Genomic DNA, 23,871 nt, shown 5'->3' with positions numbered 1-23,871 from the left:
TCGGCGCGCGAGGACGCCGGCACCGGACCGCAGTCCCCTGAGACGCGCGCTCGCCCGCGAACGCACTTCACAGGCCACACCACATCGCGCGCCGACGTGCGCCTACACAAGACACGCATCCAGATGACCGCCAGTCCACCGAAAACCCTGTTCGACAAACTGTGGGACGCCCACGTCGTCACGCCCGAAAGCGAGGCTGCGCCCGCGGTGCTGTACATCGACCTGCACCTGATCCACGAGGTCACCTCGCCGCAGGCCTTCACCGCACTGCGCGAACGCGGCCTCGCGCCGCGTCGCCCGGATCGCACCAAGGCGACGATGGACCATTCCACCCCCACGCTGCCGGCCGATGCCAACGGCCGCCTGCCGTATGCGAACGACGCCGCGCGCGCGCAGGTCGAGATGCTGGCCGCGAACTGCGCCGAGCACGGCATCGAACTCTTCGACATGGCGTCCGACAGCCGCGGCATCGTCCACGTGATCGCGCCCGAACAGGGCTTCACCCTGCCCGGCATGACCATCGTCTGCGGCGACAGCCACACCTCGACCCACGGCGCGTTCGGCGCGCTGGCCTTCGGCATCGGCACCAGCGAAGTCGGCAACGTGCTGGCCACGCAATGCCTGCTGCAGCGCAAGGCGAAGACGATGGCGATCACCGTCGACGGCGTGCTGGCACCGGGCGTCGGCGCCAAGGACGTGATCCTGCACGCGATCGGCGTCATCGGCGTCAACGGCGGCACCGGCCACGTCATCGAATACCGCGGCTCGACCATCGACGCGATGGACATGGAGCAGCGCATGACCCTGTGCAACATGTCGATCGAAGCCGGCGCGCGCGCGGGCATGGTGGCGCCCGATGCCACCACATTCGACTGGATCGCGCGCACGCCGCGCGGCCCGAAGGGGGCCGAGTTCGACGCCGCCGTTGCGCGCTGGCGCACGCTGCGCAGCGACGCCGGCGCGCGCTTCGACGTTGAGGTCCACATCGATGCGGCCGACATCCGCCCCACGCTGACCTGGGGCACCCATCCGGGTACCGCGATCGGCGTCGACGTGCCGATTCCCGCGGCCGCCGACGTCGCCGCGCAGAAGGGTCTCGACTACATGCAGCTGCGCGCCGGCGACACCCTGGCCGGCACGCGCGTCGACGTCGTCTTCGTCGGCTCGTGCACCAACGGCCGGCTCGGCGACATGCGCGAGGTGGCGCAGGTCCTGCGCGACCGCCGCGTCGCGCCGCATGTGCGCATGCTCGTCGTGCCGGGCTCGGAGATCGTCAAGCGCGCGGCCGAGGCCGAAGGCATCGACGCCATCGTGCGCGCCGCCGGCGCCGAATGGCGCGAGCCCGGCTGCTCGATGTGCATCGCGATGAACGGCGACCTGGTCGCGCCGGGCCAGCTCGCCGTCAGCACCAGCAACCGCAATTTCGAGGGCCGCCAGGGACCCGGCTCGCGCACCCTCCTCGCCTCGCCGATGACGGCGGCGTGGGCTGCGGTCCGCGGTGTCGTCGCCGATCCACGCGAGCTGTCCGACGACCGCAGGGAGGTCGCATGACGCCGTCCTGCCAACGGTGCCGGGCAACCGGCGCCCCTGCTGACCCGATCCACTGCGTGACGGCCGCCCACATGGCGCACCAGCCATGACCGCCTTCAGCGCCATCGTGTCCGCCAGCGTCGTGCTGCGCGAGACCAACGTCGATACCGACCAGATCATCCCCGCGCGGTTCCTGTCGACGACCGAGCGCCAGGGCCTGGGCCGCCATGCCTTCAACGACTGGCGCTGGCGCGAGGACGGCACGCCGAACCCGGCGTTCGCGTTCAACCAGGCACACAACACCGGTCGCGAGATCCTGATCGCCGGGCGCAACTTCGGCTGCGGGTCTTCGCGCGAACATGCGCCCTGGGCGCTGCGCGACCTGGGCCTGCGCGCGATCGTCAGCAGCGAGATCGCCGACATCTTCCGCAACAACGCGCTGAAGAACGGGCTGCTGCCGATCGTGCTGCCCGAGGCCGACGTGCAGGCGCTGATGGCGCGGCCCGACGACGTGCTCGAGATCGACATCGTCGCCCGCGAGCTGCGCACGCCGGGCGGCACCGTCCATGCCTTTCCGCTCGACGCGTTCGCGCGCACCTGCCTGCTCGAAGGCGTCGACGAAATGGGTTATCTGCTGGCGCGCGACGCCGACATCCAACGCTATGAGGAGCGCAACCATGCATGCTGACATCGTCGTACTGCCGGGCGACGGCATCGGACCCGAAGTCACCGCCGCCGCCGTCGAGGTGCTGCAGGCGGTCGCGCGCCGCTACGGCCATCGCTTCGCACTGCACGAGCACCTGATCGGCGGCGCCGCAATCGACGCCACCAGCACGCCCCTGCCCGATGCCACGCTCGCCGCGGCGCGCGACGCCGATGCGGTGCTGCTGGGCGCCGTGGGCGGCCCGAAATGGTCGGATCCGAATGCTGCCGTCCGGCCCGAACAGGGCCTGCTGGCGATCCGCAAGGCGCTGGGCCTGTACGCCAACCTGCGGCCGACCCGCCCGCACAATGCCGCCATCGGCGCCTCGCCGATCAAGCCGCACCTGCTGGCCGGCGTCGACCTGCTGGTCGTGCGCGAGCTCACCGGTGGCATCTACTTCGGCGCGCGCACGCGCACCGCCGATGCCGCCAGCGACCTGTGTACGTACACCGTCGCCGAGATCGAGCGTGTCGTGCGCCGCGCCTGCCTGCTGGCGCGCGGCCGCCGCGGCCACGTGACCTCGGTCGACAAGGCCAACGTGCTGGAAACCTCGCGGCTGTGGCGCGACGTCGCCACGCGCATCGCCCGCGACGAATTCCCCGACATCACCCTGGAACACCAGCTGGTGGACTCGATGGCGATGCACCTGCTGTCCAAGCCTCGCGCGTTCGATGTGATCGTCACCGAGAACATGTTCGGCGACATCCTCACCGACGAGGCCTCGATGCTGGCCGGTTCGCTGGGCCTGCTGCCGTCGGCGTCGCTGGGCGATGGCAGCGTCGGAATGTACGAGCCGATCCACGGCTCCGCGCCCGACATCGCCGGCCAGGGCATCGCCAATCCCTACGGCACGATCCTCAGTGCGGCGCTGCTGCTGCGCTACTCGCTGGGGCTGTCGATGGAGGCCGCGTGCATCGAGCAGGCGGTCGACACGGCGCTGGAGGACGGCGTGTTCAGTGCGGACCTCGCGGCCGGCGGCGACGCACGCTCGACACGCGAGGTCACGGCCGCGGTGCTGGAGCGGATCGAGACGACCTGCCAGGTCGCCGAGCTGCGGGATTGAGTGCCATGACCGTAACCGCGCCGGGCTCCGCTGCTCCGTTGACCGCTTCAATGAAGGTCGCGTTCGGCCGGGACCACCGGCTCATCGTCGCTCCGACGCAGGCAGCGCGTCCGGACCGTGCGGAAGACGGGTCTGCCCGCGTCTTCGCTCTCGGGAACGTCTGAGTACGTCCGCTCCTGCGCGTCATTCCCGCGAAAGCGGATGCTTTTGTTTCAAACGCCGAACGGCTGGTCAATCCAGCGCCTTCTGCTTCAATCGCTTGAAAACGCAGGAATCGTGCCTTTGCGGAGACCACGGGCGTGTTCAAAACGCCAAGACTGCGCTCACCGCTAAACGTGTCACCGATCACCCGTGCCCACCGCCCCGAGTGTCCGAATGCCCGACTACCGCTCCAGAACCTCCACCTTCGGTCGCAACATGGCCGGCGCACGTGCGCTCTGGCGCGCGACCGGCATGACCGATGGCGATTTCCACAAGCCCATCGTCGCGGTCGCCAATTCATTCACCCAGTTCGTGCCCGGTCACGTGCACCTCAAGGACATGGGCCAGCTGGTGGCGCGGGAGATCGAACGCGTCGGCGGCGTGGCCAAGGAGTTCAATACCATCGCCGTCGACGACGGCATCGCGATGGGACACGACGGCATGCTGTATTCGCTACCGAGCCGCGAGCTGATCGCCGACGCCGTGGAGTACATGGTCAATGCGCACTGCGCCGATGCGCTGGTGTGCATCTCCAACTGCGACAAGATCACGCCCGGCATGCTGATGGCGGCGCTGCGGCTCAACGTGCCGGTGGTGTTCGTCTCCGGCGGGCCGATGGAAGCGGGCAAGACCCGGCTCGCGAATGGCGACGCGGGGCGCAAGCTCGATCTCGTCGACGCGATGGTGCTGGCGGCGGACCCGGCCGCGAGCGACGAACAGGTCGCCGCGGTCGAACGCAGCGCCTGCCCGACCTGCGGCTCGTGCTCGGGCATGTTCACCGCGAATTCGATGAACTGCCTGACCGAAGCGCTGGGGCTATCGCTACCGGGCAACGGCACGCTGCTGGCGACGCATGCCGATCGCGAACAGCTGTTCCTGCGCGCCGGCCGCACCGTGGTCGAGCTGTGCCACCGCTGGTACGGCGCCGAAGATCCATCCGCGCTGCCGCGCGGCATCGCGACGTTCGAGGCGTTCGAGAATGCGATGACGCTCGACATCGCGATGGGCGGCTCGACCAATACGATCCTGCACCTGCTGGCGGCCGCGCAGGAAGCGGAGGTCGACTTCACGATGGCCGATATCGACCGTCTCTCCCGGCGCGTGCCGCAGCTGTGCAAGGTGGCGCCGAACTCGCCCGACTACCACGTCGAGGACGTGCACCGCGCCGGCGGCATTCCCGCGATTCTCGGCGCGCTGGCCCGCGGCGGCCTGCTGCACACCGGTGTCGCGACCGTACACGCGCGCACGCTGGCCGACGCGATCGCCGCCTGGGACATCGACGTCAACGCAGACGAGGGCGTGCACACCTTCTTCCGCGCCGGCCCGGCCGGCATTCCCACCCAGACCGCCTTCAGCCAGGCGACGCGCTGGGACACGCTCGACGCCGATCGCGCGGGCGGCTGCATCCGCGACGTTGCGAACGCCTATTCGGCCGAAGGCGGCCTCGCCGTGCTCACCGGCAACCTCGCCGCCGACGGCTGCGTGGTCAAGACCGCCGGCGTGGATGCGGCGATCCACGTGTTCGAAGGCCCGGCGCGCGTCTTCGAAAGCCAGGAGGACGCCGTCGCCGGCATCCTCGACGACGTGGTGCAGCCGGGCGAGGTCGTCGTGATCCGCTATGAAGGCCCCAAGGGCGGCCCGGGCATGCAGGAGATGCTGTATCCGACGAGCTACCTGAAATCGAAGGGACTCGGCGCGACGTGCGCACTGCTGACCGATGGCCGGTTCTCGGGTGGCACGTCCGGCCTGTCGATCGGGCATGTGTCGCCGGAAGCGGCGGCGGGCGGCGCGATTGCGTTGGTGCGCGACGGCGACCGCATCCGCATCGACATTCCCGCGCGCGCGATCGGGTTGCTGGTCGACGACGCGGAACTCGCCGCACGCCGCGATGCGCAGCAAACGCGCGGCTGGAAACCCGAACGCGCGCGTCCGCGTCGGATCAGCACCGCGCTGAAGGCCTATGCGCTGCTCGCCACCAGCGCCGACAAGGGCGCGGTGCGTGACCGCGCGCTGCTGGACGGGTGAGCCCAATCGGATCAGGATCCGGCCTGACCTGGCGTCGGCAAGCGGTCTAACGGGCTCAGAACCGCATTCGCCCCGCGCCCCAGCACATGCACGTAGATCTGCGTCGTCGCGACATCCTTGTGGCCCAGCAGCTCCTGCACCGTGCGGATGTCGTGGCCGCGCTCGATCAGGTGCGTGGCAAAAGAGTGGCGCAGCGTGTGTGCCGACACCCGCTTGATGAGACCCGCGCGGTTGCAGAAGGTCTTCAGGCCCCGCGTCAACGCCCCATCGCCGAGATGATGACGCCGCTCCACGCCATCACGGGGATCTAGGCTCCGGCGCTTGGCCGGAAACACATACTGCAAGTACCACTCCGCTGATGCGTTCGGCAGCTGCTCCATTGGCATGGTTCGCAACTCAAACTGAGGTGGGCCTCGAAGCCGCTTCTCCTTCGACGACATCTGTATTCGTCAAGATCCAGAATCAATAATGCCGCTTGCTCGAGGCGGCGACTGCGGGAATCCCTTGTACACGTCGCTGCATGAGGCGGGATTGGGTGAGGTGACCGAGGAGGCACCCAACTCGGCAACCCAAATCCTGAGGGCTCTGCCTGCGTTGACTGGGTAGGTATCGATGTCACGTTGGTCGGCCTGAGACTGGCGCTCCATTCCTGAAACAGGAATTACTCAGGCTTGGCGCGCCAGCGTCTAAGACGCCGGCGTACAGAGTTGATGACAAAGCCGTTTTCGAGACTGTTCGACAGCTTTCACTCACGCAATCCGGCGTCCTCGGCACGACTTGCCTTGAGGTTTTAGGAGGGGCACCGCGACACCCGGGTGCTGTTCCCGTCGAGTGCAACTGCAAATTGAGGTAAGCGGATAGGACCTAGAAGCCTCACGTAATGGCGTGGCGCGCGCGAATGGTGGTGATGCGATCGGCCACAAGAGGGTCCAGCCTGGTCTGCTCGGCTTGGGCGAAGATCTTTCCAAGCACCCGCTTTTCGTCGTCGTCAAAAACACTGTCCCGCTCAGCCAGCTGGAGCAGCTTGTCCAGCTCGGCACCATCCAGCAGTCCATCGTTATTGAAGATTTCGATCGAAGCGAGGGTAATATCCAGATGGCTACGAGAGGCGGTCACGACAGTTCCTTGGAGTGGTCATAGGCGAGCGTAGAATACGGGCTCGCCGCGAGTTGCAACATTCCGCAGCGTAGCCGGCGGTCGATTAGGTCGGGAAAGCAATTATTCACGTGCGCGCGGTTTCCTAGTGCTACTGAAATATCGCCGGATCAGCTCCTCGCACCCGTAGCTCGCACACCACGTACCGGGGCGATCTCTTCAGAGTACAGGCGCCTCGATTCCGCATATATATTAGGCGCCATCTGCTGGTTCTGGCTGCTTTCTGGCGTCATTCTTTACGTTGCCAAGCGCGTATCTACACGCAGTCAATGGAGACTTGATAGTTCGTGCACGCCGACGCTGCGTCTCGGCGTCGCTCTTACAGGCGCTCTAACAATGCGATCGTCCGCAGCAATTGTTGTCGCAGTTGGCGCCTTAAGCGCTTGCACGCTGTCACCGACTGAAAAGTCCAAGGAAGACTTCGCCTCTGCGTTCGCGAGAATGCGGGCCAGCCCCGCGCTTCTTGCGTCACGAGCGGATCCGGGTCTCGTGATTGTCGAAGAGTTTCGAAGCGATGGGAATGACACCGGGAAGCCCCGGGCCAACCAGTGCACGGTTATGGAACTGTATGAAGCAGGCTGGCACGTCCTGCCCAGCTCCAGTCGGTTGACGGAGAGTGGCGCAACGTATCGCGCCCCGGAATCGGAGACCGAGGACCGGGTCTCGGTCATGCTCGGCCCCGCCGGGGGCCACGCCGATGCCCGCTATGTCTTCCAGAACCTGGACAGAAAGTGGCGACTGGTCAGGGTGGAGATCTATTCTCATCTAGCGCCAGGTGCTGCGATTCCTCCGGTTCCGTGCTCGTCCCGCCATGGCTCAAAAGTTCGTTCAAGCCGGAACCGGCTCGCGTCGCAGGAGTCGAGGTCAGCCCCGTGACCGTGGCTGGTCAGCTCGGCTCTGATCAACGTCAGGCAAGTCCTTTTGCGCTTGGGACAGACGCAATACTGGCTACGTATGCGTCGACAGGATGGGTGGGGAACGCCAAGGCTCGCTCGCTACCCAACTTCACCTGGCGCAGACACGCGGCGGGATGGCAGATGCTGTACCACGAGGGCACCTCCCACCGGTAAGCCGCCGGCACGGTGACCGGGCTCAAGCGGATCAACAGGAGAGGATCGAAGCATGGCAAGGATGGCATTCTGGTCTGCAGTGTTGAGCTACGCGCTTCTGCTGCTCGTCGTGGTCTGGGGTGGCTCCAGCGTCGCTGGATACAGTCATGTCAGCCAGTACATGAGCGAGCTCGGCGCCGCTGGAGCGCCCGACTCGCATACCCTGAACTGGCTGGGTTTCGTACCCGCAGGAATTCTGTTGATGGTGTTCGCCTTCACTGCGCCGCTGGCGCTGCCGCGCGCCCCTTGGACGTGGCTCGGCTTCACGGCGATCGCCTACTGCGCCTTCGGCCTGACCGTGGCCGGGTTCTTCCCCTGTGATACGGGCTGCCGCCCGCGCGATCCGACACCGAGCCAGGTCATTCACGATGTCATGGCCATCACAGGCTATCTGGCCGGAATCACCGGGCTACTCATTCTCGGGATCCAGGCACGTAGATGGCCTGGGGGAACGCATCTCTTTCCGCTCGGCATTCTCTGCTGGGTCGTTGCAATCGCGGCGCTGCCCGCGATGGATCCGGATTCCGGCTTTCCGGGACTCGCGCAACGCGTGATCGAGGTGTCGCTGTGCGTCTGGATTCTGACCTGCGTGGTCCATGTCCGTCGCAGCGCCCGCCTCCAGCGTGAGGCGGTCCGGTTGGCCGACGCAGAGTAGCGTCGCGAGAGACATCACGGCTTTGAGCGAGCCGACCTCCTCGCCTGGCCTGGAGGCGCGCACCGCACCCGGTTCCCGACGCACGCCTGCGCGTGGAAAGAAGACCTCCTCCGAACGCCAACTACGTCGCACACGACGACGCCCGGCGGCGGCGCACGTTATTGCTTGAATCCGGCAGGTCGACCACCTCGCCGTCCGGCATCCCGCACGGCAAACGCCCGGGCCGCGCGCAACGCGACCGGCTTGAACCTAACGCCCGCGTGGGTTCAACTGGCACCCGGCTCAACCAGGGCAAGGACGCAATGGCCAACGAGTACCGCTCCAGGATCGATCCCTGGCTGCTCGCAGTGCTCGGCGGCGCGGCCGCGATCTCACTGGCCGCCGCCGTCCTGGTGGTGTCCCGATCGCCCACAATCGCAGGTGCGCTGATCGCCGTATTCACGGCCGCCATCGGTGCCGGGCTGCCGCTCTGGTTGTTGGAATCGACGCACTACACCGTGGTGCATGACCGGTTACTGGTCCGTTCCGGACCCTTCTCATGGCGTATTCCGCTTGCCGACATCACGGCGGTCACGCCCAGCACGAATCCGCTCTCCAGTCCCGCGCTGTCGCTGAACCGGCTGCGCATCGATTACGGACCGGGACGATCGGTGATGATCTCGCCTCGCGATCGGGCGCGGTTTCTGGCCGAGCTCGATGCGGGGCGCAACGCGGCGGCCCGCTGACAGCGAGGCGGCCGCAAGAACATCCGGCTCCACTTCGGGCCGGCGCTATCACCACAAGGACGTCACGCATGGACAGATCGCAACCGGATGGCGCAGTCACGACCACGCAGCACTTGGAACCCGGCATGCAGCCAACAGCGTCTCGAACCGGTACGGCGAGTGAAGGCATCGCGCGATGGCGGCATGCGGCTTGCCTGATCGCTGGCTTCGTGATCGGGATGGCCATCGGGCTGTTCGTGTTCGAGCGCGTCGCGCTGTTCGGCCTGACGGGCGCGTGCGTGGGTGTGCTGGGCAGCGAATTGCTCCAGCGCTGGCAGCATCGCAAGGCCGACTGAGCACACCGGCCCCGCGTGAAACGGGGTCGCGATTCCTCGACCTTGTTCTGGCGCAGCCCGCCTCCGCACGCCGACTCAAGTCCTCCGTCGATCGGCCGATACGGACACGGGCGTCTCCATGTCCATTCCCGACCGTGCGGATGCGTCAGCGCGGTGCGCGCTGACGGGCGGTGGGGTGGGATGGCGACGGCCCGACACCCGCTCCGCCCGCCCGACGGCCGACGCATGCTCCGCACGATCCGATCCGACCAGCTTCGACCGGGAATGTACGTCCAGCGCCTGTCCGGCGCGTGGCATGCGGACGCGGTCGCGCGCATCCGCGACAGCGGTATCGACGCGCTGGTCATCGACACCGAGCAGGGCCTCGATACCGACGTGTCGTCCGGAAGCGCCGCGCCACGACCCGTCGCAGTGCCCGACGCCCCCGGCCTGCTGCAGGACTGCGTCCCGCGTCCGCCATCACCGGCCCGGCAGGAAGGCAGTTTCGAATCCGAAGTGCGGCACGCGCGCAACCTGCTACAGGAAGGCCGCGCCCTGGTCGAGGCGATGTTCGGCGAGGCGCGCCTGGGTCGTAGCGTCGACACCGCCGCGGTCACGCCGCTGGTCCGCGCGGTCTGCGCGTCGGTGCTGCGCAACCCGCACGCGCTGGTCAGCGTGGCGCGGCTCAAGACCGCCGACGACTACACGTATCTCCACTCGATGGCCGTCGCCGGCCTGATGGCGGCGCTGGCCCGCGGCCTGGGCATGCCCGAAGACGAGGTGCAGGCCGCGGCGCGCGGCGGGCTGCTGCACGACATGGGCAAGGCGATGTCGCCGCTGCACGTGCTCAACAAGCCGGGGCGCCTGACCGACGACGAGTTCGACACGATGCGCCGGCACCCCGAGGACGGCCATCGACTGCTGGTCGACAGCGGCGTCGACGACGCGGCGGCGCTCGACATCGCGCTGCGCCATCACGAGAAGATGGACGGCACCGGGTATCCCGGTCGCCTGTCGGGCGAGGACATCTCGCGCCTGGCGCGGATGGCGGCGGTCTGCGACGTCTACGACGCGATCACCTCGGACCGCCCCTACAAGCGCGGCTGGTGCCCCGCCGATGCGCTGCGGCAGATGGCCTCGTGGACCGGCCATTTCGATCCGGTGATCTTCCAGGCCTTCGTCAAAAGCCTGGGCATCTATCCGGTCGGCACGCTGGTGCGTCTGCAGTCGCAGCAGCTGGCGGTGGTGATCGAACAGGTGCCGGGCGCGCTGCTGAAACCGCGGGTGCGCGTGTTCCACTGCCTGCGGCGGCGCGCGCGGATCCTGATGCACGACCTCGACCTGGCGACGGCCGGCGACCGAGACCGCATCCTGCAATCCGAATCGCCCGCCGACTTCGGCCTGCGCGACCTCGAGAAACTCTGGCTGCCGTGATCGGTATGTCCTGATCCGCACGGGCCGGACGCGCGCGTCGATCACAGCGTGCGCCGTGACGTGCAGCGGCTCACGCCGTGCCGCAAGACGCGGCGCACGGCGCCCGACTCATCCCGCCCTCGGCGCCTCGTCCTCGCGCACCTTGAACCACGCGGCGTAGAGCGCCGGCAGGAACGTCAGCGTCAGCAGCGTCGCGACGGTGAGGCCGCCCATGATCGCCACCGCCATCGGGCCGAAGAACACGCTGCGCGACAGCGGGATCATCGCGAGGATCGCGGCGAGCGCGGTCAGCACGATCGGCCGGAAGCGGCGCACCGTGGCGTCGATGACCGCGTCCCAGCGCGCGTGGCCCGCGGCGATGTCCTGCTCGATCTGGTCGACCAGGATGATCGAGTTGCGCATGATCATGCCGGCCAGCGCGATCGTGCCGAGCATCGCGACGAAGCCGAACGGCACGCGGAAGACCAGCAGGAACAGGGTCACGCCGATCATGCCCAGCGGCGCGGTGAGCAGCACCAGCGCACTGCGCGAGAAACTGCGCAACTGCAGCATCAGCAGCGACACGACGACGAACAGGAACAGCGGCATGCCGGCGCCGATCGAATCCTGGCCCTTGCCGGAATCCTCGACGGTGCCACCGGTCTCGAGGCGGTAGCCGTCCGGCATCGATGCGCGGATGTCCTCGAGCGTCGGCAGCAGTTGCGCGACGACGGTCGCCGGCGTTTCCGCATCGCGGATGTCGGCGCGCACGGTGACGGTGGGGAGACGGTCGCGGTGCCAGATGATGCCGTCCTCGAACGTCGACTCCAGGCGGGCGATCTGCGACAGCGGCACGGCCTGGCCGTTCGCGGTCGGCACGGCGAGACTGTCGAGCATCTCCAGCTGCGCGCGCTCGTCGCCGGTGCCGCGCATCTGGATGCCGATCAGCTCGTTGCCCTCGCGGTAGGTGCTGACCTGCAGGCCCGACAGCGAGCCGGACAGGAACTGCGCCAGCTGCTGGGAGCTGATGCCGAGCACGCGCGCGCGTTCCTGGTCGACGACCAGCTGGACGATCTTGCTGGGTTCGTCCCAGTCCAGGTTGACGTTGGCGACGTGCGGATTGGCGCGCACCTGCCCGGCGACGGCGTTCGCGATCTCGCGCACGCGCTCGACGTGTTCGCCCGACACCCGCAGCTGGATCGGATAGCCGACCGGCGGGCCGGTCTCGAGCCGGGTCACGCGCAGCTGCAGCTCGGGGAACTGCGGCGCGACCTCGTCGATGAGCCAGCCGCGGATGCGCTCGCGCGCGTCGACATCCGCAGTGGTGACGACGAACTGGGCGAAGTTCGCCTGCGGCAGCTGCTGGTCGAGCGGCAGATAGAAGCGCGGCGAGCCGGTACCGACGTAGGCCACGCGGTTGTCGACGCCCGGATGCCCGTCGAGCAGCGCATCCAGGCGCGCGGCCGCGGCCTCGGTCGCGCGCAGTGAACTGCCTTCGGCGAGTTCCACGTCGACCATCAGCTCCAGCCGGGTGGAATCGGGGAAGAACTGCTGCGGCACGAAGCGGAACAACGCCAGCGACAGCACGAACAGCGCCGCGGTCGCGCCGATCACCAGCCAGCGATGGCGCAGCGACCAGTGCAGCCAGCTGCGGAAGCGGCGGTAGAACGGGCGCTGGTAGGGATCGTGGTCGTGCGCATGGGGCTCGCGCGGCGCCAGCGCAAAGGCGAACGCCGGCCAGCGATCGGCTGCGCGCGTGCGTGCGCCGCGCCACCGCGCGGCCAGCGAGCCCGGCTTCGGCGGCTGCGGATTGGCGAGATCGGGGAGCATCTTCTCACCGAGCCACGGAATGAACAGCACCGCCGCGACCCACGACACGACCAGCGCGATCGTCACCACCTGGAACAGCGAGCGCGTGTACTCGCCGGTGCTCGACGCCGCGGTCGCGATCGGCAGGAAGCCGGCCGCGGTGACCAGGGTGCCGGTCAACATCGGGAACGCGGTGTGCGTCCACGCGTAACTGGCGGCGGTCAGGCGGCTGTCGCCCTGCTCCATGCGGATGGCCATCATCTCGACGGCGATGATCGCGTCGTCGACCATCAGCCCGAGCGCGAGCACCAGCGCACCGAGCGAGATCTTGTGCAGGCCGATGCCGAACTGGTCCATCGCGATGAAGGTCATGGCCAGCACCAGCGGGATCGACACCGCGACGACGAGACCGGTGCGGAAGCCGAGCGACAGGAAGCTCACCAGCAGCACGATGACGACGGCTTCGGCCAGCACCGTGACGAACTCGCCGACCGAATCGCGCACGGCGCGCGGCTGGTCGGAGACCTTGCGCAGCTCGAGACCGGCGGGCAGCGTCTCCTGCAGCCGCGCGAACTCGGTCTCCAGCGCGCGACCCAGCCGCAGGATGTCGCCGCCGTCGTGCATCGCCACCGCGAGACCGATCGCGTCCTCGCCCATGAAGCGCATGCGCGGCGCGGCGGGATCGGCGAAGCCGCGCTCGACGGTCGCGATGTCGCCGAGCCGCACGGTGCGGTCGCCGGCGCGGATCGGGAACGCGCGGATGCCCTCGACCGAACGGAACGCGCCGTCGACGCGCAGCTGCACGCGCGCATCGGCGGTCTCGAAGAAGCCGGCGGGCACGATCGCGTTCTGCTCCGCCAGCGCCTGCTGCACCGCGGCCATCGGAATGCCGAGCGTCGCCAGACGCGTGTTGCTGACCTCGATCCAGACCTTCTCGTCCTGCAGGCCGACCAGCTCGACCTTGCCGACATCGTCGACCCGTTGCAGCTCGCGCTGGATGCGGTCGGCATAGTCCTTCTTGATCGCGTAGTCGAAGCCGTCGCCCGTCAGCGCGTAGATGTTGCCGAAGGTGTCGCCGAACTCGTCGTTGAAGAACGGGCCGACGATGTCCTGAGGCAACTGTGGTCGCAGGTCGCCGACCTTCTTGCGGACCTGGTACCAGAGGTCCGGGATCTCGTCGGAGTGCATCGAGTCGCGCGCGAAGAAGATCACCTGCGATTCGCCCGGACGCGAGTACGAGCGGACGAACTCGTAGTCGCCGGTTTCCATCAGTTTGCGTTCGATGCGCTCGGTGACCTGCAGCGCCACCTGTTCGGCGGTCGCACCCGGCCATTGGGTCTGGATCACCATCGCCTTGAAGGTGAACGGCGGATCCTCGGATTGGCCGAGGCGCGAATAGGAAAAGATGCCGGCGATCGCGACGACCAGCATCAGGTACAGCACCAGGGTGCGGTTGCCGAGCGCCCATTCGGACAGGTTGAAGCGGCTCATCGGCAGGCGGTTCCGTGGCGGCGCGCGGGGGCGTGGTGGACCGGGTCGGGACCGATGATGCCGCGCATCGCGGCGGCGCGACGACGGCCAGGCAGCCACGCGCACGCGCAGGCCGCAGCGGACCTGCGAACACAGGGGGCCCGCGACGTCACGGCGTCGTCGCCGTGTCCGACAGCGGCGCCAGCGGCACCGGGCGATTGTCGCGATCCACCGGGGTCACGACCTGGCCGTCGCGCAGCAGATGCCCGCCCGCGGCGACGACCAGCGCATCGGCCGTCAGGCCCTCGCGGACCGGCACTGTCCGCGCGCCATAGGCGCCGACCGAGACCGGGGTCGCCACGACGGCGCGGCGCTGCGGATCGACGACCCACACCGACTTGCCGCCGTCGGCGCCGGGCTGGATCGCCGACAGCGGCAGCGACATCGGCTCGGCGCCATCGCCGGCGAGATACACCCGAGCGCTCTGGCCGAGTTCGACCGCGGCGTCGCCGGGCAGGTCGAGGGCGACCCGCGCGGCATAGGTGCGCGCCTGCGGATCGGCGGCGGCCGCGATCTCGCTGATGCGGCCTTCGAACTGCGTGCCGGGCCGGTTCCACAGCTCGACTCGCGCGGTCTGGCCGACCCGGAAGCCCGCGATCCGCGATTCCGGCAGCGCGATCGCGACCTCGCGTCCGGCATCGCCGGCGAGCGTGAAGATCGGCTGGCCGGCGGCCACGACTTCGCCCGCTTCGGCCTGGCGATTGGCGATCACCCCGTCGCGCGGCGCGCGCAGCTGGGTGTAGCCGGCCTGGTTGCGCGCGACGTCGGTCTGCGCCCGCGCGGCGCGCACCTGCGCCTCGGCGGCCTTGTAGGCGGCGTCCTGCTGGTCCATCTGCGAGCGGCTGACCAGCTGCTCGTCGACGAGCGTCGCGTAGCGCGCGCGATCGGTGCGGGCGCGGGCGTACTCGGCTTCCGCCGACGCCAGCTGGGCCTGCGCGGACTGCGCCTGCAACCGCAGGTCGCCGGGATCGATCTCGGCCAGCACCTGGCCGCGGGTCACGTGCTCGCCCGCGTCGACCAGGCGGCGTACGAGGCGGCCGCCGACCTGGAACGACAGCGGGCTTTCCTCGCGCGCGCGGATCTCACCGGCGTAGGCGCCGACGCCGTCGTTGGCGAGGTCGCCCGGCCGCACGACGAGCACGGGCTGTGCGGTGTCGGGCACCGGCGCCCCGTCGCCGCAGGCCGCGAGCACGAGCGCAGCGAGCACCGCGGTCGCGCGCAGCCGCGCCGGGGCAAAAGAAGAAGAGGAATGGGTCATGGGCATCGCGTTCACGCGCAGCATTCCGGAAGTCGGGGATTAATGTACTGGCGCGTATCGTATATTTATAGAACCCGTTGGTATAGTATTCCGCGATGTCCACACCTGCCCGCGCCACCGACGATTCCGCCTCCGACCCCCGTCCTGCGGCAGGTCCTGGCCGTCCCAAGGACCTGGCCAAGCGCGCGGCAATCCTCGAAGCCGCCGAGCGGATGTTCCTGCAGCAGGGCTATGAAGGCGTCAGCATGGACCAGATCGCGGCCGAGGCCGGCGTCTCCAAGCTGACGGTCTACAGCCACTTCGGCGACAAGGACACGCTGTTCACGGCCGCCGCCGCCGCGTACTGCGAGCAGCAGATGCCGGCCTCGGTATTCGAGCCCGCGCCCGACACACCGGTGCGCCAGCGCCTGCTGGAAGTCGCCGATGCGTTCTTCACGATGATCAGCGCGCCGGAGGCCGTCGCCGGCCACCGCCTGCTGTGCACGCCGCAGATGGTCGAGAAGCGCCTCGCCCAGCGCTTCTGGGAAGGCGGTCCGTTGCGCGTGCAGGCCGAGTTCGCGGCACTGCTGCAGCGGCGCATCGAGCATGGCGACCTGGACATCGACGATCCCGCCGTCGCCGCCGCCCAGTTCTTCGTGCTGGTCAAGGGCGACCTCCACCAGCGCATGGTCTTCGACTGCGACGCCGATGCGGACCGCTGCGCCGAGCTCCGGCGCGCGCACCTGGAGGCGTCGGTCGACATGTTCCTGCGCGCCTACGGGCGCGAGCGCTGAGCCGGCCCGCCGCCGCATGACCGCCTGCCGCGTGGTGCCAGCAGTCTCGATGACTTCCGGCACTGCGTCGCACCCGCCACCCCCGCGATGATGACCCCAGGCCCGCGCCCGCTAGAATTGCGCGCTGGTAGACAGGAACCGACGAGATGACGATCGATTACGCCAAGGCCCGCGAGGCGATGGTGGAACAACAGGTCCGGCCGTGGGACGTGCTGGACATCCGCGTGCTCGACACGATCGCGCGCATTCCGCGCGAGGCCTTTGTTGCCGAGACGCGGCGCGCGCTGGCGTATACCGACATCGAGCTGCCGATCGGCCATGGCGAAAGCATGCTCAAGCCGGTCGTGGAAGGCCGCGCGCTGCAGGCGCTGGAGCTGACCCCGGGCGACGAGGTGCTGCAGATCGGCACCGGCAGCGGTTATCTCGCCGCGTGCCTCGCCAGCCTGGCGCGCGACGTCGTCACCCTCGAACGCCACGCCGACCTCGCCGATGCCGCGCGCGACCGGCTGCAGGCGCAGGCGATCGGCAACGTGCAGGTCATCGCCGCCGACGCGCTCGCCTGGACCACCGACCGCCGCTTCGACGCGATCTGCGTCTGCGCCGCGGCCGACGTCATCCCCACGCGGTTCGTCGAATGGCTCCGCCCCGGCGGTCGCATGTTCATCGTCCGTGGCCGTGCGCCCGCGATGGAAGCGGTGCGCGTGCGCCGCGACGGCGACGACGTCAACGCACCGCGCGTCGAATCGTTGTTCGAGACCGGACTGGCGTATCTCGCCGGCGCCGCGCCCGTGCCGCAGTTCTCCCTCTGATCGATCGAAGGATTCCCCGATGTTCCGCCGCCCCCTGTTCCTGTCGCTCGCACTGGCGCTGACCTCCAGCCCGCTGCTCGCCGCCGATCTCGTCCAGACCTACGAGCTGGCCCGCACCAACGATCCGACGCTGTCGATCGCCGAGTCGCAGCGCCTCGCGACCCGCGAAGGCGCGGTCCAGGCGCGTGGCGCGCTGCTGCCGCAGATCAACGGCAGCGCCTCGCTGACCGAGAGCCGCGTCGCCGGCTTTTCGGGCAGCAGTCGCACCCGCAGCTACGGCATCAACGCCGGCCAGGTGCTGTTCGACTGGAGCCAGGTCGCAACCTTGCGCTCGCAGCGCGCGCTGAGCACCGCGGCGGACTTCCAGCTCGACGCCGATAACGACACGCTGATCACCCGCACCGCCGCGGCGTACTTCGACGTGCTGGTCGCGACCGAGACGCTGGCCGCCGCCGAGGCCGCAGAAGCCGCGTTCAAGCGCCAGTTCGATTTCGCCGACAAGCGCCTCGAAGTCGGCCTGGCGCCGATCACCGACGTGCACGAAGCGCGCGCCCAGTACGACAGCGCCCGCGCCAACACGATCGTCCAGCGCAACGCGCTGCAGGATTCCTACCAGGCGCTGGCCGAGATCACCGGTGCGCCGATCACCGACCTGCGCGGCCTGCCCGACGACTTCACCCCGGAGCTGCCGCAGGGCCGCGACGCCGAAGCCTGGGTCGCGACCGCGCTGGACCAGAATCCGCAGCTCAAGGCCCTGGAATACCAGGTCGAATCGGCCGGCTACAACGTGACCGCGGCGAAGTCCGGGCACCTGCCGACCCTCGACCTCGGCGCGAGCTACGGCCGCAGCGACAGCTGGGGCGAGACCAACCAGGGCTCGCTGGGTCGTGAGGGCGAAACCAACAGCATCGGCCTGACGCTGACCGTGCCGATCTTCAGCGGCGGCATCACCCAGTCCCGCGTGCGCCAGTCGATCGCCCAGCGCGACATCACCGCCGACCAGTACGAGGCGCAGCGCCGCGCGATCGAGCGCAACACGCGCAGCGCCTACCAGAACCTGGTCGCCGGCATCACCGAGGTCGAAGCGCGCCGTCTGGCGCTGGTGTCCGCGAACGCCGCCTACGAGGCCTCGCAGGTCGGCCTGGAAGTCGGCACGCGCACCGTCATCGACGTGCTGATCAACCAGCAGAACCTGTTCTCCGCGCGCCAGCAGTACGCGTTCGCGAAGTACAACTTCCTGCAGAGCCGGCTGTTGCTCGAGCAGGCCGCGGGCACGCTGGACATCGCCAACCTGCAGGACATCAACCGGCAGCTGACGGTCGACGTCAACAGCGTCGGCGCGTCCACCGGCACCGGCGCGGCCAACCCGCCGCAGTAACCGGAACCGCAGGTCAGACAGCGAACGGCGCGGATCGGATCCGCGCCGTTTTCGTATCCGGTACCGGCAGGTCGGGTTCGACCAGCGCGAGCGTGCGTCCCAGAGCACCGCGCCCGGCGGCCACCAGCGCGCGTCCGGCCTCCCCCATCGCGCGTCGGGCGTCGTCATCGGCCAGCAGCTCGGCCAGTGCGGCGTGCACGCCGTCGGCGTCGGCGCAGATGCGCACCGCGCCGGCCTGCTTGAGCTGGCGCGCGATGTCGGTGAAGTTCTGCAGATGCGGGCCGGTCACCGGCGCAGTGCCGACCGCGGCCGGTTCCAGCAGGTTGTGGCCACCGATGTCCTGCAGGCTGCCGCCGACGAAGGCGGCATCGGCGCAGGCGTAGAACGCGCCCAGCTCGCCGAGCGTGTCGAGCACGAAGACGTCGTCGCCCGCGTCCGGCCAGTGGGTCAGCGCCCGCGTGGCGACGCGCCAGCCAGCATCGACGCCGAGCTGGGCGACGGCGCGGAAGCGCTCGGGATGCCGCGGCGCCCACAACAGCAGCAGGTCCGGCCAGCGCTGGCGCAGGCGCCGGTGGATGTCGACGACCGCAGCTTCCTCGTCGGGATGGGTGCTCGCCGCGATCCACGTCGGCCGCACGCCGGCGTTGCCGCGGAACGCCTCGACCAGCGCGTCGACCGCGGCCTGGTCGACGGCGATGTCGTACTTCAGATTGCCGGTGTGCAGCACGGCCTCGCGCAGCGCGCCCAGTTTCACGAAGCGCTTGCCGTCGTCGGACGACTGGGTCGCGACCCGGCGCACGGTGCGCAGCGCGCGTCCGACCAGCGGCCGCAGCACGCGGTAGCCGCGCAGCGATCGCGCCGACAGGCGCGCGTTGACGATGTAGGTCGGCACGCCCGCATCGCGGCAGCAGAACAACAGGTTCGGCCACAGCTCGGTCTCGACGATCAACCCGACCTGCGGCCGGTACTGGGCGAGAAACCGTCGCACCGCGCCGCTGAGGTCGTAGGGCAGATACACGTGTTCGACGCGCTCGCCCCACAGGGCGGCGACGCGCGCCGAGCCGGTCGGCGTGATCGTCGTCACCAGCAGGCGCCGCGCGGGATCGCGTTCCAGCAGCGCGTTGATCAGCGGCGCCGCGGCATTGACCTCGCCGACCGAGACCGCGTGCACCCACACCGGAGCGGGCAACGGCGCCGCGCGATAGACGCCGTAGCGCTCGTTCCAGCGCTGGAAATACGCCGGCTGGCGGAAACCGCGCCAGATCAGGTGGTAGACCGTGATCGGCACCAGCACGTAGAGCAGCGCCGAATAGAGGCCGCGCAGCAGTCGTTCTGTGGGGTCGGCAGCCATCCGCACAGGATAGCGGAAGGGTCGTCGGCGGGCGGCTGTGCCGCACGTCGAGCCCACACGTGGAAGGACCGCGACGCACCACCTTCTACAATGGCCCGATGTCGACGCCATCGCCCGTATCGCCCCGCCCGCCGCTCGGCCCCCGTCACTGGCCGACCTGGCTGGGCATCGGCCTGATGGCGCTGGCTGCGCGGATCCCGTGGCCGCTGCAGCGCGCGCTGGGGCGCGTCATCGGCGGCGTCATGCGCCGCGTGCTCGGCAGCCGGCGCCGCATCGCCGCGCGCAACCTGGCGCTGTGTTTCCCGGAACTCGACGACGCCGCGCGCGAGGCGCTGCTGCGTGCGCACTTCACGTCGCTCGGCATCGGCCTGTTCGAGTTCGCGCGCGCCTGGTGGGGCTCGATCGCGCCGCTGCGGCGCGGGCTGGTGGTCGAGGGCGTCGAGCACATCGAAGCCGTCCAGAAGAGCGGACGCGGCGTCATCGTCGTGTCCGGCCACTTCACCACGCTCGAGGTCTGTGGCCGGCTGATGTGCGACTACGTGCCCCTGGCCGGCATGTACCGGCCGCACACGCAGCCTGCGATGGAGTGGGCGGTGCGCCGCGGTCGCGCGCGTTATGCCGCTGCGATGTTCCCCAAGCGCGACGTGCGCGGCGTGGTGCGCCATCTCAAGCGCGGCGGCCTGCTGTGGTACGCGCCCGACCAGGATCCGAGCGGCGGCGATGCGGTCTACGTGCCGTTCTTCGGCCGGCCCGCGCACAGCCTGACTTCGACCCACCAGCTGGCGCGGATGTCCGGCGCCGCGGTCGTGCTGTACCAGCATCGCCGCCGCGACGACGGCGGCTACACGCTGACGCTGTGGCCCGCGCCGGCGCCGTATCCCAGCGACGATGCGACCGCCGATACCGCCGCCGTCATGGCCGGCGTCGAGACCATGGTCCGCGCCGCGCCCGCGCAGTACCTGTGGATCCACCGGCGCTTCAAGCGCCAGCCCGAAGGCGGGTCGCTGTACTGACGCGTGGTTGGACGCGCGGCGTGCGGTGCAGACGTGGGAGGCGGGTCGTTCGCGATACCGCGAGACCGCAATACGGACCCGCGTGTTCGAGGGTGCCCGGTCAGCGCGTCTGCCCTGAGCCACATGACCGGTTGAAGATCCGGCGCGTCTCGCGCGAGTGGCGCTCCTGCACGTGCGCCATTCGGCAGACATCGCCCGGTTGCAAGAGCGCGCCTGCGCGCGAACCCGAGGCGATCAGCGGATCACCGCCGCATCGCGCTTGCGGGATCGACACGTGATGCGGCGACTCGACCGGTCCGAGGGCCCTAAGACGCCACAGCGCCCGGCGGCCGCGTCCCCGCCTGCAAGCCGGGCTCCGTGTCGGGCGTCGCACGCGCCAGCAGGGTGCCGGCGAACAGGGCCGACAGCAGCAGCGTGAAACCACCCCAGAACGTCGAATAGAACGCCAGGTGCGTGTTGAGCGGGAACACCGTGACCGCCAGCGCCAGCATCGCCGGTCGCGCCTGCTCGCGTGCGAGCGGACTGGCGAAGCGCCACGCGCGCCAGGCCAGCGCGACGCCGGACAGCCACAGCAGCAGCCCGATCACGCCGGTTTCGCTGAGCACCTCGAGCACGATCTGATGGGCGTGGAACGCCGGGCCGTCGCCCCAGGCGGCCACCCGGCCCGCGTGCGGGTCGCAGGCCGGAAACGCCTCGCGGAACCCGCGCGCGCCGACGCCGTTGACCGGATGCTCGCGCGCCATGCACAGCGCCGCGCCCCAGATCCGGGTGCGGCCCGACAGCGCACTGTCGACCCCGTCCTGGTCGGCCGACAGGCCCATCGCGGTCCGCTCGACACGGTCGCGCACCTGCGGCGACAGCAGCGCAGCCGCGATGGCGATCGCCACGCCGACGGCGAAGACCGCGAGCAGCTTCTTCCAGCCCAGCAGGCGCCAGCCCGAGAACAGCAGCACCAGGCCGTAGGTCAGCCACGACGCGCGCGAGCCGGCGAAGAGCAGCACGATGCCCACGGCCGCGGCGACGACCAGCCAGCCGGTCGTGCCGAAGCGGCGACCCGCCGCATACAGCGCGAACGGCGACAGGCTGGCGAGCACGACGCCGAGCTTGAGGTTGCACGGCCCCAGCACGCCGCCGAGCCGGTCCGCCAGCGCCAGTTGCTCCAGCGAGCACATCGGCCGGTCGCTGATCAGCTGCTTGAGCTGGTCGATGCCGAAGAACAGCGGGCTGGTGCCGAAGAACACTTCGGCCAGGCCGTCGAGCGTCCACACGCAGACGATGATCGCGAGCCCACCGAGGGTAATGCGCCGCCCGCGCGGCTCGGCGACGGCCGACGCGACCAGCCACAGGAACGGCAGGTAGCGCAGATCAACCAGGGCCTCGCGCAGCGCGCGTCCGGTGTCCACCGCATCGATCGCGGAGATCAGCTGCGGCAGCCAGTAGGCGAAGAACAGCACGCTGGTCAGCGCCCACGCCGGCGCGCTCAGCAGCTGCGCGCCGCCGCGGAAGCGCGCGACCAGCAGGTGCACGATGGCCGCGAGCGCGCCGAGCACCATCACGCCTTCGGCGTACCCCGGCGCGGGCCACAGGATCACGAAGGCCAGAACCCAGTGCGGGGCCCAGCGCCAGCCCACCGGCCGGCGGATCGGCGCGAGCCGCTCAGTTGTCGTCGTGGAGTTCGTCATAGACCGCCAGCGTAGCGTCCTGCATTGCGCGCAGGGTGTAGGGAACCGGCATCGCCGTGCCGGGCGGGAACGCGAGCAGGCGGCGCGCGGCATCGGCGAGCGCGGTCGCGTCGAACGGTGGCACGGCGCCGTCGGGCTGCAGTTCGGCCAGCAGCTCGCCGACCCCGCCATGCGCCCAGCCCAGCACCCGCCGCCCGCTCGACAGCGCCTCGACGACGGTGCGCCCGAAGGCCTCGGGCTTGCGCGAGAGCTGCAGCACCAGGTCGCTGGCCGCGTAGGCGCCGGCGATGTCGCGGATGGCCGGCGTGATCGCCAGCGCATCGGCGACCCCGGCCTGCGCCGCGTCGCGTTCGAGTTCGGCGATGTAGGCCGCGCGGCCGGGCTCGCGCGCGCCGGGCATCCACAGTCGCGCATCGCGACCGTCGCGGCGCAGCGCCGCGAGCAGCGCGATCGCATCGCCGTGGCCTTTCAGGCGCGTGCCGCGGCCGGGCAGCAGCAGCAGCGGGCCGTCGCCGGCGAGCTGCGGATGCCGCGCGGCGACCGCGGCACGCGCGGCGGTGTCGGGGTGCATCGTCGACGGAAACTGCGCGGGATCGATGCCGCGCGGGATCACCCGCAACCGCTCGGGCGCGGTCGCCGGGTAATGCGCCAGCAGGTAGTCGCGCACCGTGCGCGACACGCAGATCACCCGCTCGCCGCGCGCCATAATCGCGCTGTAGCGCGACGGCGAATTGAGCCCGTGCATCGTCGTGACGAAGCGCGGCCGGTGCGCGGCCGGCAGGCTGCGAAGGGCCAGCCAGCCCAGCCATGCCGGCAACCGCGAGCGCGCATGCACGATGTCGACGCGCGCCGCCTGGAACAGCGCGCGCAGCGTGCGCACGTGGCGCAGCGTGCGCAGCGATTTGCGGCCGATGTCGAAGGTGACGTGCTCGGCGCCGGTCGCGCTCAGCTCGGGCAGCAGGCGGCCGCCGGCGGAGACGACGATGGCCCGGTGGCCGGCAGCGACCAGGGCGCCGGCGATCTCGATCGTGGAGCGTTCGACGCCGCCCGACGACAGCGCCGGCAGCAGCTGGACGACGGTCAGCGGACGGCGCATGCGTCCTCCGCCGGCACGCGGCCCATCGTCAGTCGACGAGGACGAAGTGCGTCCCGCAGTACGGGCAATCCGCCTCACCGCCGTCGGCCTCGATCGGCAGGTAGACGCGCGGATGCGAATTCCACAGCCCCATCGACGGCAGCGGGCAGCTCAGGGGCAGCTCGGCGCGGCGCACGTCATGGCGCTGCTGGGCATTGGCTTGCGTCGGCGGGACGGTAGCTGCGGTCATGACGGCAGGATCGGCGATCGTGGGGACGCGTCATTCTAGCGCGCGATGCC

20 protein-coding genes are annotated in these 23,871 nt (G+C 69.7%); 12 read left to right on the top strand and 8 right to left on the bottom strand.

All coding sequences use genetic code 11. The annotated features are described in order from the left end of the window. Positions 1 to 123: 123 nt before the first annotated feature. The 4 genes from leuC (at position 124) to ilvD (ending at position 5,522) form a co-directional block, all read left to right on the top strand. Complete coding sequence (gene leuC / locus CJ022_RS09255; protein ID WP_101926361.1) at positions 124 to 1,551, top strand: 3-isopropylmalate dehydratase large subunit; 1,428 nt, start codon at positions 124 to 126, stop codon at positions 1,549 to 1,551. An 85-nt stretch (positions 1,552 to 1,636) separates the two neighbouring features. After that, the gene (gene leuD, locus CJ022_RS09250) at positions 1,637 to 2,218 is read left to right on the top strand and encodes a 3-isopropylmalate dehydratase small subunit (RefSeq protein WP_101926360.1); all 582 of its coding nucleotides are present in this window, start codon (positions 1,637 to 1,639) and stop codon (positions 2,216 to 2,218) included. After that, entirely contained in the window at positions 2,208 to 3,296 is a 1,089-nt protein-coding gene (gene leuB / locus CJ022_RS09245; protein WP_101926359.1) for a 3-isopropylmalate dehydrogenase, read from the top strand. Before leuD ends, leuB begins: the two co-directional genes overlap by 11 nt. Positions 3,297 to 3,671: 375 nt before the next feature. Next, positions 3,672 to 5,522 (top strand): dihydroxy-acid dehydratase, encoded by a 1,851-nt coding sequence (gene ilvD / locus CJ022_RS09240; RefSeq protein ID WP_101926358.1) that lies wholly within the window; start codon positions 3,672 to 3,674, stop codon positions 5,520 to 5,522. A gap of 11 nt (positions 5,523 to 5,533) precedes the next feature. Here ilvD and CJ022_RS09235 read toward each other — a convergent pair whose 3' ends face one another. Together CJ022_RS09235 and CJ022_RS09230 are read right to left on the bottom strand one after the other, a co-directional pair. Then, positions 5,534 to 5,908, bottom strand: coding sequence for a tyrosine-type recombinase/integrase (locus tag CJ022_RS09235; RefSeq protein WP_304442100.1), 375 nt, complete (start codon positions 5,906 to 5,908; stop codon positions 5,534 to 5,536). 487 nt (positions 5,909 to 6,395) lie between these two features. Then, positions 6,396 to 6,638, bottom strand: a complete 243-nt coding sequence (locus CJ022_RS09230; protein ID WP_101926356.1) for a hypothetical protein — start codon at positions 6,636 to 6,638, stop codon at positions 6,396 to 6,398. A gap of 1,161 nt (positions 6,639 to 7,799) precedes the next feature. Here CJ022_RS09230 and CJ022_RS09225 point away from each other — a divergent pair. The 4 genes from CJ022_RS09225 (at position 7,800) to CJ022_RS09215 (ending at position 10,914) form a co-directional block, all read left to right on the top strand. Beyond that, positions 7,800 to 8,441 carry a DUF998 domain-containing protein gene (locus CJ022_RS09225; RefSeq protein WP_101926355.1) on the top strand — a complete coding sequence of 214 codons (642 nt, stop codon included), beginning with the start codon at positions 7,800 to 7,802 and terminating at the stop codon, positions 8,439 to 8,441. 92 nt (positions 8,442 to 8,533) lie between these two features. Further along, the gene (locus CJ022_RS09220) at positions 8,534 to 9,166 is read left to right on the top strand and encodes a PH domain-containing protein (protein ID WP_199171471.1); all 633 of its coding nucleotides are present in this window, start codon (positions 8,534 to 8,536) and stop codon (positions 9,164 to 9,166) included. Positions 9,167 to 9,234: 68 nt separating this feature from the next. Continuing rightward, positions 9,235 to 9,501: a hypothetical protein gene (locus CJ022_RS16765; RefSeq protein ID WP_143703927.1), complete on the top strand. Its 267-nt coding sequence runs from the start codon at positions 9,235 to 9,237 to the stop codon at positions 9,499 to 9,501. Between the two features lie 225 nt (positions 9,502 to 9,726). Then, on the top strand, positions 9,727 to 10,914 hold the full coding sequence (locus CJ022_RS09215) for an HD-GYP domain-containing protein (RefSeq protein ID WP_101926353.1): 1,188 nt from the start codon (positions 9,727 to 9,729) through the stop codon (positions 10,912 to 10,914). 108 nt (positions 10,915 to 11,022) lie between these two features. Here the strand turns inward: CJ022_RS09215 and CJ022_RS09210 are convergent, their stop codons facing one another. Further along, the gene (locus CJ022_RS09210; protein WP_101926352.1) at positions 11,023 to 14,193 is read right to left on the bottom strand and encodes an efflux RND transporter permease subunit; all 3,171 of its coding nucleotides are present in this window, start codon (positions 14,191 to 14,193) and stop codon (positions 11,023 to 11,025) included. 148 nt (positions 14,194 to 14,341) lie between these two features. Beyond that, positions 14,342 to 15,496: an efflux RND transporter periplasmic adaptor subunit gene (locus CJ022_RS09205; protein ID WP_233198671.1), complete on the bottom strand. Its 1,155-nt coding sequence runs from the start codon at positions 15,494 to 15,496 to the stop codon at positions 14,342 to 14,344. Between the two features lie 89 nt (positions 15,497 to 15,585). Between CJ022_RS09205 and CJ022_RS09200 the strand changes: the two genes are divergently transcribed. The 3 genes from CJ022_RS09200 (at position 15,586) to CJ022_RS09190 (ending at position 18,450) form a co-directional block, all read left to right on the top strand. Continuing rightward, positions 15,586 to 16,263: a TetR/AcrR family transcriptional regulator gene (locus tag CJ022_RS09200; RefSeq protein ID WP_101926351.1), complete on the top strand. Its 678-nt coding sequence runs from the start codon at positions 15,586 to 15,588 to the stop codon at positions 16,261 to 16,263. A 146-nt stretch (positions 16,264 to 16,409) separates the two neighbouring features. Beyond that, the gene (locus CJ022_RS09195; RefSeq protein WP_101926350.1) at positions 16,410 to 17,072 is read left to right on the top strand and encodes a protein-L-isoaspartate O-methyltransferase family protein; all 663 of its coding nucleotides are present in this window, start codon (positions 16,410 to 16,412) and stop codon (positions 17,070 to 17,072) included. Positions 17,073 to 17,091: 19 nt separating this feature from the next. Continuing rightward, positions 17,092 to 18,450, top strand: coding sequence for a TolC family outer membrane protein (locus CJ022_RS09190; RefSeq protein ID WP_101926349.1), 1,359 nt, complete (start codon positions 17,092 to 17,094; stop codon positions 18,448 to 18,450). Positions 18,451 to 18,463: 13 nt separating this feature from the next. On the opposite strand, the gene waaA is transcribed toward CJ022_RS09190, so the two are convergent. After that, positions 18,464 to 19,801: a lipid IV(A) 3-deoxy-D-manno-octulosonic acid transferase gene (waaA, locus tag CJ022_RS09185; protein ID WP_101926348.1), complete on the bottom strand. Its 1,338-nt coding sequence runs from the start codon at positions 19,799 to 19,801 to the stop codon at positions 18,464 to 18,466. A 98-nt stretch (positions 19,802 to 19,899) separates the two neighbouring features. Here waaA and lpxL point away from each other — a divergent pair, with 98 nt between their 5' ends. Continuing rightward, a complete protein-coding gene (lpxL, locus tag CJ022_RS09180) occupies positions 19,900 to 20,814 on the top strand; it encodes an LpxL/LpxP family Kdo(2)-lipid IV(A) lauroyl/palmitoleoyl acyltransferase (RefSeq protein WP_101926347.1) in 915 nt (304 codons plus the stop codon). Positions 20,815 to 21,119: 305 nt separating this feature from the next. Here the strand turns inward: lpxL and CJ022_RS09175 are convergent, their stop codons facing one another. The 3 genes from CJ022_RS09175 to CJ022_RS09165 are packed head-to-tail and all read right to left on the bottom strand — an operon-like array spanning position 21,120 to position 23,821. Next, entirely contained in the window at positions 21,120 to 22,496 is a 1,377-nt protein-coding gene (locus tag CJ022_RS09175) for an O-antigen ligase family protein (protein ID WP_101926346.1), read from the bottom strand. Next, positions 22,471 to 23,592 (bottom strand): glycosyltransferase family 4 protein, encoded by a 1,122-nt coding sequence (locus CJ022_RS09170; protein ID WP_101926345.1) that lies wholly within the window; start codon positions 23,590 to 23,592, stop codon positions 22,471 to 22,473. Before CJ022_RS09170 ends, CJ022_RS09175 begins: the two co-directional genes overlap by 26 nt. A gap of 28 nt (positions 23,593 to 23,620) precedes the next feature. Further along, positions 23,621 to 23,821 (bottom strand): zinc-finger domain-containing protein, encoded by a 201-nt coding sequence (locus tag CJ022_RS09165; RefSeq protein ID WP_101926344.1) that lies wholly within the window; start codon positions 23,819 to 23,821, stop codon positions 23,621 to 23,623. Positions 23,822 to 23,871: the final 50 nt, after the last annotated feature.

Source organism: Luteimonas rhizosphaerae, from assembly GCF_002849595.1.
Taxonomy (GTDB): Bacteria; Pseudomonadota; Gammaproteobacteria; order Xanthomonadales; family Xanthomonadaceae; genus Luteimonas; species Luteimonas cellulosilyticus.
This window is presented reverse-complemented; position numbering and strand designations above follow the sequence as displayed.

Coding starts and splice junctions, on each gene's coding strand:
- leuC (WP_101926361.1), top strand. CDS start 124: ATGACCGCCAGTCCACCGAAAACCCTGTTCGACAAACTGTGGGACGCC.
- leuD (WP_101926360.1), top strand. CDS start 1,637: ATGACCGCCTTCAGCGCCATCGTGTCCGCCAGCGTCGTGCTGCGCGAG.
- leuB (WP_101926359.1), top strand. CDS start 2,208: ATGCATGCTGACATCGTCGTACTGCCGGGCGACGGCATCGGACCCGAA.
- ilvD (WP_101926358.1), top strand. CDS start 3,672: ATGCCCGACTACCGCTCCAGAACCTCCACCTTCGGTCGCAACATGGCC.
- CJ022_RS09235 (WP_304442100.1), bottom strand. CDS start 5,908: ATGCCAATGGAGCAGCTGCCGAACGCATCAGCGGAGTGGTACTTGCAG.
- CJ022_RS09225 (WP_101926355.1), top strand. CDS start 7,800: ATGGCAAGGATGGCATTCTGGTCTGCAGTGTTGAGCTACGCGCTTCTG.
- CJ022_RS16765 (WP_143703927.1), top strand. CDS start 9,235: ATGGACAGATCGCAACCGGATGGCGCAGTCACGACCACGCAGCACTTG.
- CJ022_RS09215 (WP_101926353.1), top strand. CDS start 9,727: ATGCTCCGCACGATCCGATCCGACCAGCTTCGACCGGGAATGTACGTC.
- CJ022_RS09210 (WP_101926352.1), bottom strand. CDS start 14,193: ATGAGCCGCTTCAACCTGTCCGAATGGGCGCTCGGCAACCGCACCCTG.
- CJ022_RS09205 (WP_233198671.1), bottom strand. CDS start 15,496: ATGCCCATGACCCATTCCTCTTCTTCTTTTGCCCCGGCGCGGCTGCGC.
- CJ022_RS09200 (WP_101926351.1), top strand. CDS start 15,586: ATGTCCACACCTGCCCGCGCCACCGACGATTCCGCCTCCGACCCCCGT.
- CJ022_RS09195 (WP_101926350.1), top strand. CDS start 16,410: ATGACGATCGATTACGCCAAGGCCCGCGAGGCGATGGTGGAACAACAG.
- CJ022_RS09190 (WP_101926349.1), top strand. CDS start 17,092: ATGTTCCGCCGCCCCCTGTTCCTGTCGCTCGCACTGGCGCTGACCTCC.
- waaA (WP_101926348.1), bottom strand. CDS start 19,801: ATGGCTGCCGACCCCACAGAACGACTGCTGCGCGGCCTCTATTCGGCG.
- lpxL (WP_101926347.1), top strand. CDS start 19,900: ATGTCGACGCCATCGCCCGTATCGCCCCGCCCGCCGCTCGGCCCCCGT.
- CJ022_RS09175 (WP_101926346.1), bottom strand. CDS start 22,496: ATGACGAACTCCACGACGACAACTGAGCGGCTCGCGCCGATCCGCCGG.
- CJ022_RS09170 (WP_101926345.1), bottom strand. CDS start 23,592: ATGCGCCGTCCGCTGACCGTCGTCCAGCTGCTGCCGGCGCTGTCGTCG.
- CJ022_RS09165 (WP_101926344.1), bottom strand. CDS start 23,821: ATGACCGCAGCTACCGTCCCGCCGACGCAAGCCAATGCCCAGCAGCGC.